We start from the raw sequence: 6,580 nt of genomic DNA, 5'->3' as shown, positions 1-6,580 counted from the left end.
GCACAACGGTCGTGCACGCAGAATTTTCAACGATAGAAAACAGACCCCGCGCGGGGGGGGCCCCCCCCCCCCCCCCCCCCCCCCCCCCCCCCCCCCCCCGGGGGGCCCCCCCCGCCGCCCCCCGCCGCCCCCCCCCCGGCCGCGCCCGGCTCCCGGTCGCGCCACCGCTCCCCATTCCGGGACAAAGTACCCTATATGTTGCTAGTTTTCCCTGGTTGGCCGATGACCGCACCGACGAGGGAATTCATGAGCCATCCCGAGGCCCCGCCCCGACCGGCCGCCAAACTGACGCTCCCGACCCTGACCGCGATGGTGGTCGGCTCGATGGTCGGGGCCGGAGTCTTCTCGCTGCCGAGCCGGTTCGCGCAGGAGACCGGGGTCGCGGGGGCCCTGATCGCCTGGGCGGTCGCGGGGACGGGCATGCTGATGCTCGCCTTCGTCTTCCAGGCCCTCGCCGTGCGGCGGCCGGACCTGGACGCCGGGGTCTACGCCTACGCCAAGGCGGGGTTCGGCGAGTATCTCGGCTTCTTCTCCGCCTTCGGCTACTGGGCCAGCGCCTGCGTCGGCAACGTCACCTACTGGGTGCTCATCATGTCGACGGTCGGCGCGGTGGCGCCGGTGCTGGGCGACGGCGACACGGTGACGGCGGTGGTCGTCTCCTCGGTGGGGCTGTGGGGGTTCTTCCTGCTGATCCGGCGAGGTGTGAAGGAGGCGGCGGCGATCAACCGGATCGTCACCGTCGCGAAGATCGTGCCGATCCTCTTCTTCGTCGTGCTGGCGCTCTTCTATTTCGAACCGTCCGTCTTCGCCGACAACTTCAGCGGCACCGACGAGGCCGGCACCCTCTTCGACCAGGTCCGCGGAACGATGCTCGCCACCGTGTTCGTCTTCCTCGGCGTCGAGGGCGCCAGCGTCTACTCGCGGCACGCCAAACGCCGTGAGGACGTCGGCCGGGCCACCGTCCTGGGCTTCCTGAGCGTGTTCGCCGTCTTCGCCTCGGTCACGATCGTCAGTTACGGGCTGCTGCCGATGGCCGAGATCGCCGAGCTGCGGCAGCCGTCGATGGCCGAGGTGCTGGAGTCGGCGGTCGGGACGTGGGGGAAGGTCTTCATCAGCGTCGGCCTCATCGTCTCCGTGCTCGGCGCCTATCTGGCCTGGACCCTGATGGCCGCCGAGGTCCTCTTCGTCGCTGCCGAGGACAGGGACATGCCGCGCTTCCTGGGGCAGTCGACCGCGACGGACGTACCCGAGAACGCGCTGCTCCTGACCACGTGCCTGAGCCAGATCGTGCTCGTGGTGACGCTCTTCTCCGACGACGCGTTCACCTTCGCCCTCGATCTGACCAGCGCGCTGAGCCTGATCCCGTTCCTGCTCGCCGCCGCCTTCGCGGTGAAGGTCGCGGCGCGGCCCGGCCGCCCGGACGTGGCGGGGCGCTCCACCCGGCGAGAGCTGGTGATCGCCGTGGTGGCAACGCTCTACACCGCCTTCCTGCTGTACGCGGCGGGGCCGAAGTTCGTCCTCGTCTCCTTCATCCTCTACGCCCCGGCGACCTTCCTCTTCGCCAAGTCCCGCAGGGAACAGGGACGCAGGCTCTTCTCCCCCGGCGAGGCGGTGATCTGCGCCGTGACGGTGGCCGGTGCCGCCGTCGGTGTCGCGGCGCTGGCGGTCGGCTGGATCGAGCTGTGAGAGCCGGCCCCGTACGGACAGACCCACCGTGTCATCGAGTGAAAGGCCCATCGTGAGCAGCACCGACCCCGCCTCCCCCCTCGGCGTCCACTCCGAAGTGGGGCGGCTGCGCAAGGTCCTGGTCTGCGCCCCCGGCATGGCGCACCGCCGGCTGACCCCGACCAACTCCGACGACCTGCTGTTCGACGACGTGATGTGGGTGGAGAACGCCCAGCGGGACCATGCCGACTTCGTCGCCCAGCTCACCGACCGGGGCGTGGAGGTCGTCGAGCTGCACGCGCTGCTCGCCGCCACCATGGCGATCCCCGAGGCCAGGTCCTGGCTGCTCGACCGGAAGATCGACGCGAACGAGGTGGGCCTCGGCCTGGTCGACGACACCCGCGCCTTCCTCGACTCCCTGACGCCGCGCCGGCTGGCCGACCATCTCATCGGCGGTCTTGCGATCGCCGACCTGCCGGAGGAGTTCCGTTCGGCGTACGTGGGGCTGGCCCGGGAGGGCACGGGGGCGCGGGAGTACCTGATGCCGCCGCTGCCCAACACCCTCTACACCCGGGACACCACCTGCTGGCTCTACAGCGGGGTGACGCTCAACCCGCTCTACTGGCCCGCCCGGCATGACGAGACCCTCCTGATGAAGGCGGTCTACACCTTCCACCCCGACTTCCGGGGCTCCACGATCTGGTGGGGCGACCCGGAGAAGGACTGGGGCCGGGCCACGTTCGAGGGCGGGGACATCATGCCGGTCGGCAACGGCGTCGTCCTGATGGGCATGAGCGAACGTACCTCCCGCCAGGCGATCACCCAGGTCGCGGCCGCGCTGTTCGCGCAGGGGGCGGCCGAGCACGTCATCGTCGCCGGGATGCCGAAGCTGCGCTCGGCGATGCACCTGGACACGGTGTTCACCTTCGCGGACCGGGACATCGTGACGCTGTACCCGCGCATCATGGACGACGTCCACACGTTCTCGCTGCGGCCCTCCGACCGGGCGCCCGGGATCGAGATCACCGACGAGGGCGCCACACCGTTCACCGAGGTCGTGGCCCGCGCCCTGGGCCTGCCCCAGCTGCGGGTGATCGAGACGGGCGGCGACGTCTACGCCTCGGAGCGCCAGCAGTGGGACAGCGGGAACAACGCGGTGGCCCTGGAGCCCGGGGTGGTCTTCACCTACGACCGCAACACCCAGACCAACGCCCTGCTGCGGCGGGCCGGGGTGGAGGTCATCACCATCGTCGGCGCGGAGCTGGGCCGGGGCCGGGGTGGCGGGCACTGCATGACCTGCCCGCTGATCCGCGACGCGGTGGCGTTCTGACGGCGTACGCGCACGGGCACGGATCCGCGTGGGACACGGGCCCGTATCCGTACGGTACGAGCTACCGTCCGGCGCGGGCCCCGCACCCGTACCGTACGAGCTACCGTCCGGCGCGCGCCCGCTCCTTCGCCAGCCAGGGCCCGAACTCGCTCTCCAGCACCAGCCGCCCCAGCTTCCGGTACTCCTGGAGCACCGCCGACACCAGCTGGTCCATGTGCAGCGGGGCCCCCGACTCCGCCGCGAGGTAGGCGGCGGTCACCGCGCAGGCCCGGATCGAACCGCCGGCCAGCTCGAAGCGGTCCGCGCAGAACTCCAGGTCGAGCGTGGCGTCGCGCGGGATCGCCAGGCCCAGGCAGCGGTCCCACAGGGCCAGGCGCTGGCGGGCGTCGGGCATCGGGAACTCGGCGATCACGTCGAGGCGGCGGGTGAACGCCTCATCCAGGTTGGCCCGGAGGTTGGTGGTGAGCACGGCGATGCCGTCGAAGGACTCCATGCGCTGGAGGAGGTAGGCCGACTCCATGTTGGCGTGCTTGTCGTGGGAGTCCTTGACCTGGGACCGCTTGCCGAAGATCGCGTCGGCCTCGTCGAACAACAGGATGCCGTTGACGTCGGACGCCTCGACGAAGATCCGTTCCAGGTTCTTCTCGGTCTCCCCGATGTACTTGTCCACGACCGTGGACAGGTCCACCACGTAGAGCTCCATGCCCAGTTCGGCGGCGATCACCTCGGCGGACATGGTCTTGCCGGTGCCGGACTCCCCCGCGAACAGGGCGATGACGCCCCGGCCCCGGCCGCCGCCCGGCCGCATCCGCCACTGCCCGAGCACCGTCTCGCGGTGGCGGGCGCGCAGAGCGAGTTCGGCGAGCTGGGTACGGGTCGCCGGGGGCAGCACCAGGTCGTCCCAGCCGACGCCGGGCTCGATGCGGCGGGCCAGCCGCTCCAGGCCCGCGCCGTTCTGGGCGCGGACCGCCGTGCGCAGGTCCTCCGGGGCCACCGGCCGCTGTTCGAGGACGGCCAGCCGGGACGCGACGGTCGCGGCCCGGCGCAGCTGTCCGGAGTCGAGCCGGTAGGCGGCGGCCGCCTCGACGAGGGCGTCGTCGGCGGTGGCGTGCTCGGCGGACAGGCCGACCGACCGGCCCGCGTCGGCGAGCGCCCGCCGCCACTGCCGGGCGGCGCCGTCGGGGCCGGGGGGCGGGACGGTGACGGGCACCGGGCTCTCCGCCGTCCACAGCGGATCCCAGTTCTTCTTCCCGTACGCGATCAGGGGCGTGGAGCCGAGCGCCGCGCACAGGGACGCGAGCAGCCGTGCGCCCTCGGGGCGTTCGGGGGCGAGGGTTTCGAGCGGGCCGAGGACGACACCGGCGCGGCCGAGGCGGGCCTCGGTCGCCAAGGCCCGTACGAGCGGGGCCGGTTCGGGGGCGGTGGCGAGCGCGGCGATGTCGACGACGAGCGGACGCCGGTCCGCGGCGTGCAGGGCCTCGACCGCGAGGCCGCGCGGGTCGCCGCCCCGGTCGAGCAGGTGCACCAGTCCACTGCCCGTGCCGAGGGCGGCCGCGATCCGGGGGACCTCGGGCCGCCCGTCCGGCTCCGGCGGGTGCTCGGCCTCCCGGACGGTCCCGCGCAGCCGGCCGTCGATTCCGTCGTCGCCCAGGAGGTGCGCGGTGACCCGGTCGGGCACGCGCAACAGCCTTGACAGCAAAGGCCGTTCGGGTTCTGCGATCTCCAGCAGTCCGCCCGCGACGAGCGGGGCGGCGGGCGAGAACCGGAAGCGGCCGGAGCCGGCGGCGGGCAGCCCGCAGAGTTCCAGGGCCAGGCCGATGGTGGGCCGGCGGCGGGTGAGGTCGTCGTTGAGGTAGCCGTACAGCCGCTCGAACCGGGTGTCGACGTCCGGGGCGAGTGCGACCAGCAGGAGTTCGACGTCCGGCGGGGTGAGGTCGAAGCGTTCCACCAGCCGGCCGAGCCTGCCCCCTTCCGTGCGGGACGGCGCCCCCTCCTCGTACGGCGGTACGGGCGTGAACGCGTCGCGGGTCTCCAGGATGCGGGCCGCGCCCTCGGGCGTGAGGTACTGCCCCCGGTACGGGTCGTCGGGGTCCGGGTCGACGGCCCGGCGGGCGGCGACGGCTTCGCGGACCCGTTGTTCGACGCGGGCGAGCCGCTCCCAGAGTTCGTCGATGTCAGTCAACGAGCCTTCGCTGTAAGCCTGTTGTGGTGCCATGGTCATCGTGCGGCGTTCCCCCGCCTGCGTCGGCCGGGCGGCAGTCGCCGTTCCCGAGGTGCGGCGAAGCCCTGCGCGCCCGGGTCGGTCGCTCCGTCGTAGCGCAGCCTGCGGCCGGGAGCTGCGTCGTCGCCGTTCAGGTGCGGTGCGGCCGTCATGACGAGGCCCTCGGTGACCGGCGGTCCGGCGGCGGTGCGTTCACCGGCCAGCGGGGCGAGGACCCGGAGGTCGATGGCGGCCTTCAGTTCGCCGCCGAGCGCGGACCAGACGTCGGAGGCGGACGGGCCGCCGGCTCCGGGGCCCGCCGCCTCCAGCTCGACGGTCAGCCCCAGTTCGGCGAGGCTGCCGGTGTGCAGCCGGGCGGGCAGCGTGTCCGTGCGCACGAGGGTGCGCAACACCTCGGAGAGCAGCCGGTGTTCGTCCTGCGGGCGGTTGGTCCAGGCGGTGACCAGATAGGTCAGCTCGAACCAGCGCGGCGGGGTCCGCCACCCGGTGACGACGCCCTCCTCGTCGTGCGTCTCCGCCGTGCCGGTGCGCCGTCGGCCCGCGTCCTCGCGGATGCCGTGCAGGAAGACGCTGATGGTGGGGGCGTTGCGGCGGGCGGACCAGTCCTTCGTCGGGGCGTCGAAGACCAGGTCGACGCCGCTGTCCTCCAGACCGGACTCGGCGAGCAACAGCCGGAGCCCTTCGTCGACTTCGTGGATCATCGGCGGATCACCGTGTCGGGCGGGGTGATGGTGCCGAGCACCACGAGGAAGTCCGTCTTCACCGGGCTGAACCCGGGGCCCTTGGCGATGATGTCGCGCGGCCCGGTCTCGTCCTTGGCCAGGATGAGGAGCTGGGCGATGAACGTGCCGTCGCCCAGCGGCCGGGTCGGGGCCGCGGCGGCGGTGATGCCGGGCTTCCAGCTGAGGGTGACGGGTGCGCCGGGCGGGAAGTCCTTGCCGCGTACGGAGGTGACGAACCCGGGCTTGCCGATCTCGGGCACCGCGACGATGCGGGGCTGGAGGATGCGCAGCGGGATCCGGGAGACGTTGTCGCGGAGGTTCGCGTCGGTGCCGGTGGTGGTGAGCGACGCGGTGATCGTCGTACGCAGCGCCTTGTCGGGCGAGAGGACGACGCTGATGACCGTGGAGGCGCGGGGCGCGAGGTCGGGCAGCGTGCAGCCGCCGGCGGTGCAGCCGGCCGGGAGCGCCCCGGCGGGGATGCCCCGGGGCAGTCCGAGGTCCAGCCGGAGGCCGGTGGCCAGGGCGTTCCTGCCGTTGCGCACGGTGTACGTCACCACCACCTTGCCGCCGACGTATCCGGGGCTGGGCTGGGCCCGCACGGTGACGGCGGGTCCGGCCTCGGGCGCGGGCGGCGGGGGTGCG

Annotated in this window: 4 protein-coding genes and 1 pseudogene; 2 read left to right on the top strand and 3 right to left on the bottom strand. The window is 72.8% G+C overall.

From position 1 onward, the window contains the following. Window positions 1–246 precede the first annotated feature (246 nt). Window positions 247–1,686, top strand: coding sequence for a basic amino acid/polyamine antiporter (locus tag JS521_RS32685; protein WP_205086520.1), 1,440 nt, complete (start codon window positions 247–249; stop codon window positions 1,684–1,686). 52 nt (window positions 1,687–1,738) lie between these two features. Then, on the top strand, window positions 1,739–2,995 hold the full coding sequence (locus tag JS521_RS32680) for an arginine deiminase (RefSeq protein ID WP_205086519.1): 1,257 nt from the start codon (window positions 1,739–1,741) through the stop codon (window positions 2,993–2,995). A gap of 100 nt (window positions 2,996–3,095) precedes the next feature. Here the strand turns inward: JS521_RS32680 and JS521_RS32675 are convergent, their stop codons facing one another. From JS521_RS32675 to JS521_RS32665, 3 genes and pseudogenes are all read right to left on the bottom strand, one after another. Continuing rightward, entirely contained in the window at window positions 3,096–5,216 is a 2,121-nt protein-coding gene (locus JS521_RS32675) for an AAA family ATPase (RefSeq protein ID WP_205086518.1), read from the bottom strand. Next, a complete protein-coding gene (locus JS521_RS32670; RefSeq protein WP_205086517.1) occupies window positions 5,213–5,917 on the bottom strand; it encodes a Pvc16 family protein in 705 nt (234 codons plus the stop codon). Before JS521_RS32670 ends, JS521_RS32675 begins: the two co-directional genes overlap by 4 nt. Then, a pseudogene (locus tag JS521_RS32665) lies at window positions 5,914–6,580 on the bottom strand (hypothetical protein); the annotation flags it as partial. The pseudogene JS521_RS32665 and the gene JS521_RS32670, both read right to left, overlap by 4 nt.

It is taken from the genome of Streptomyces durocortorensis (genome assembly GCF_016901035.1).
GTDB lineage: Bacteria > Actinomycetota > Actinomycetes > Streptomycetales > Streptomycetaceae > Streptomyces > Streptomyces durocortorensis.
This window is presented reverse-complemented; position numbering and strand designations above follow the sequence as displayed.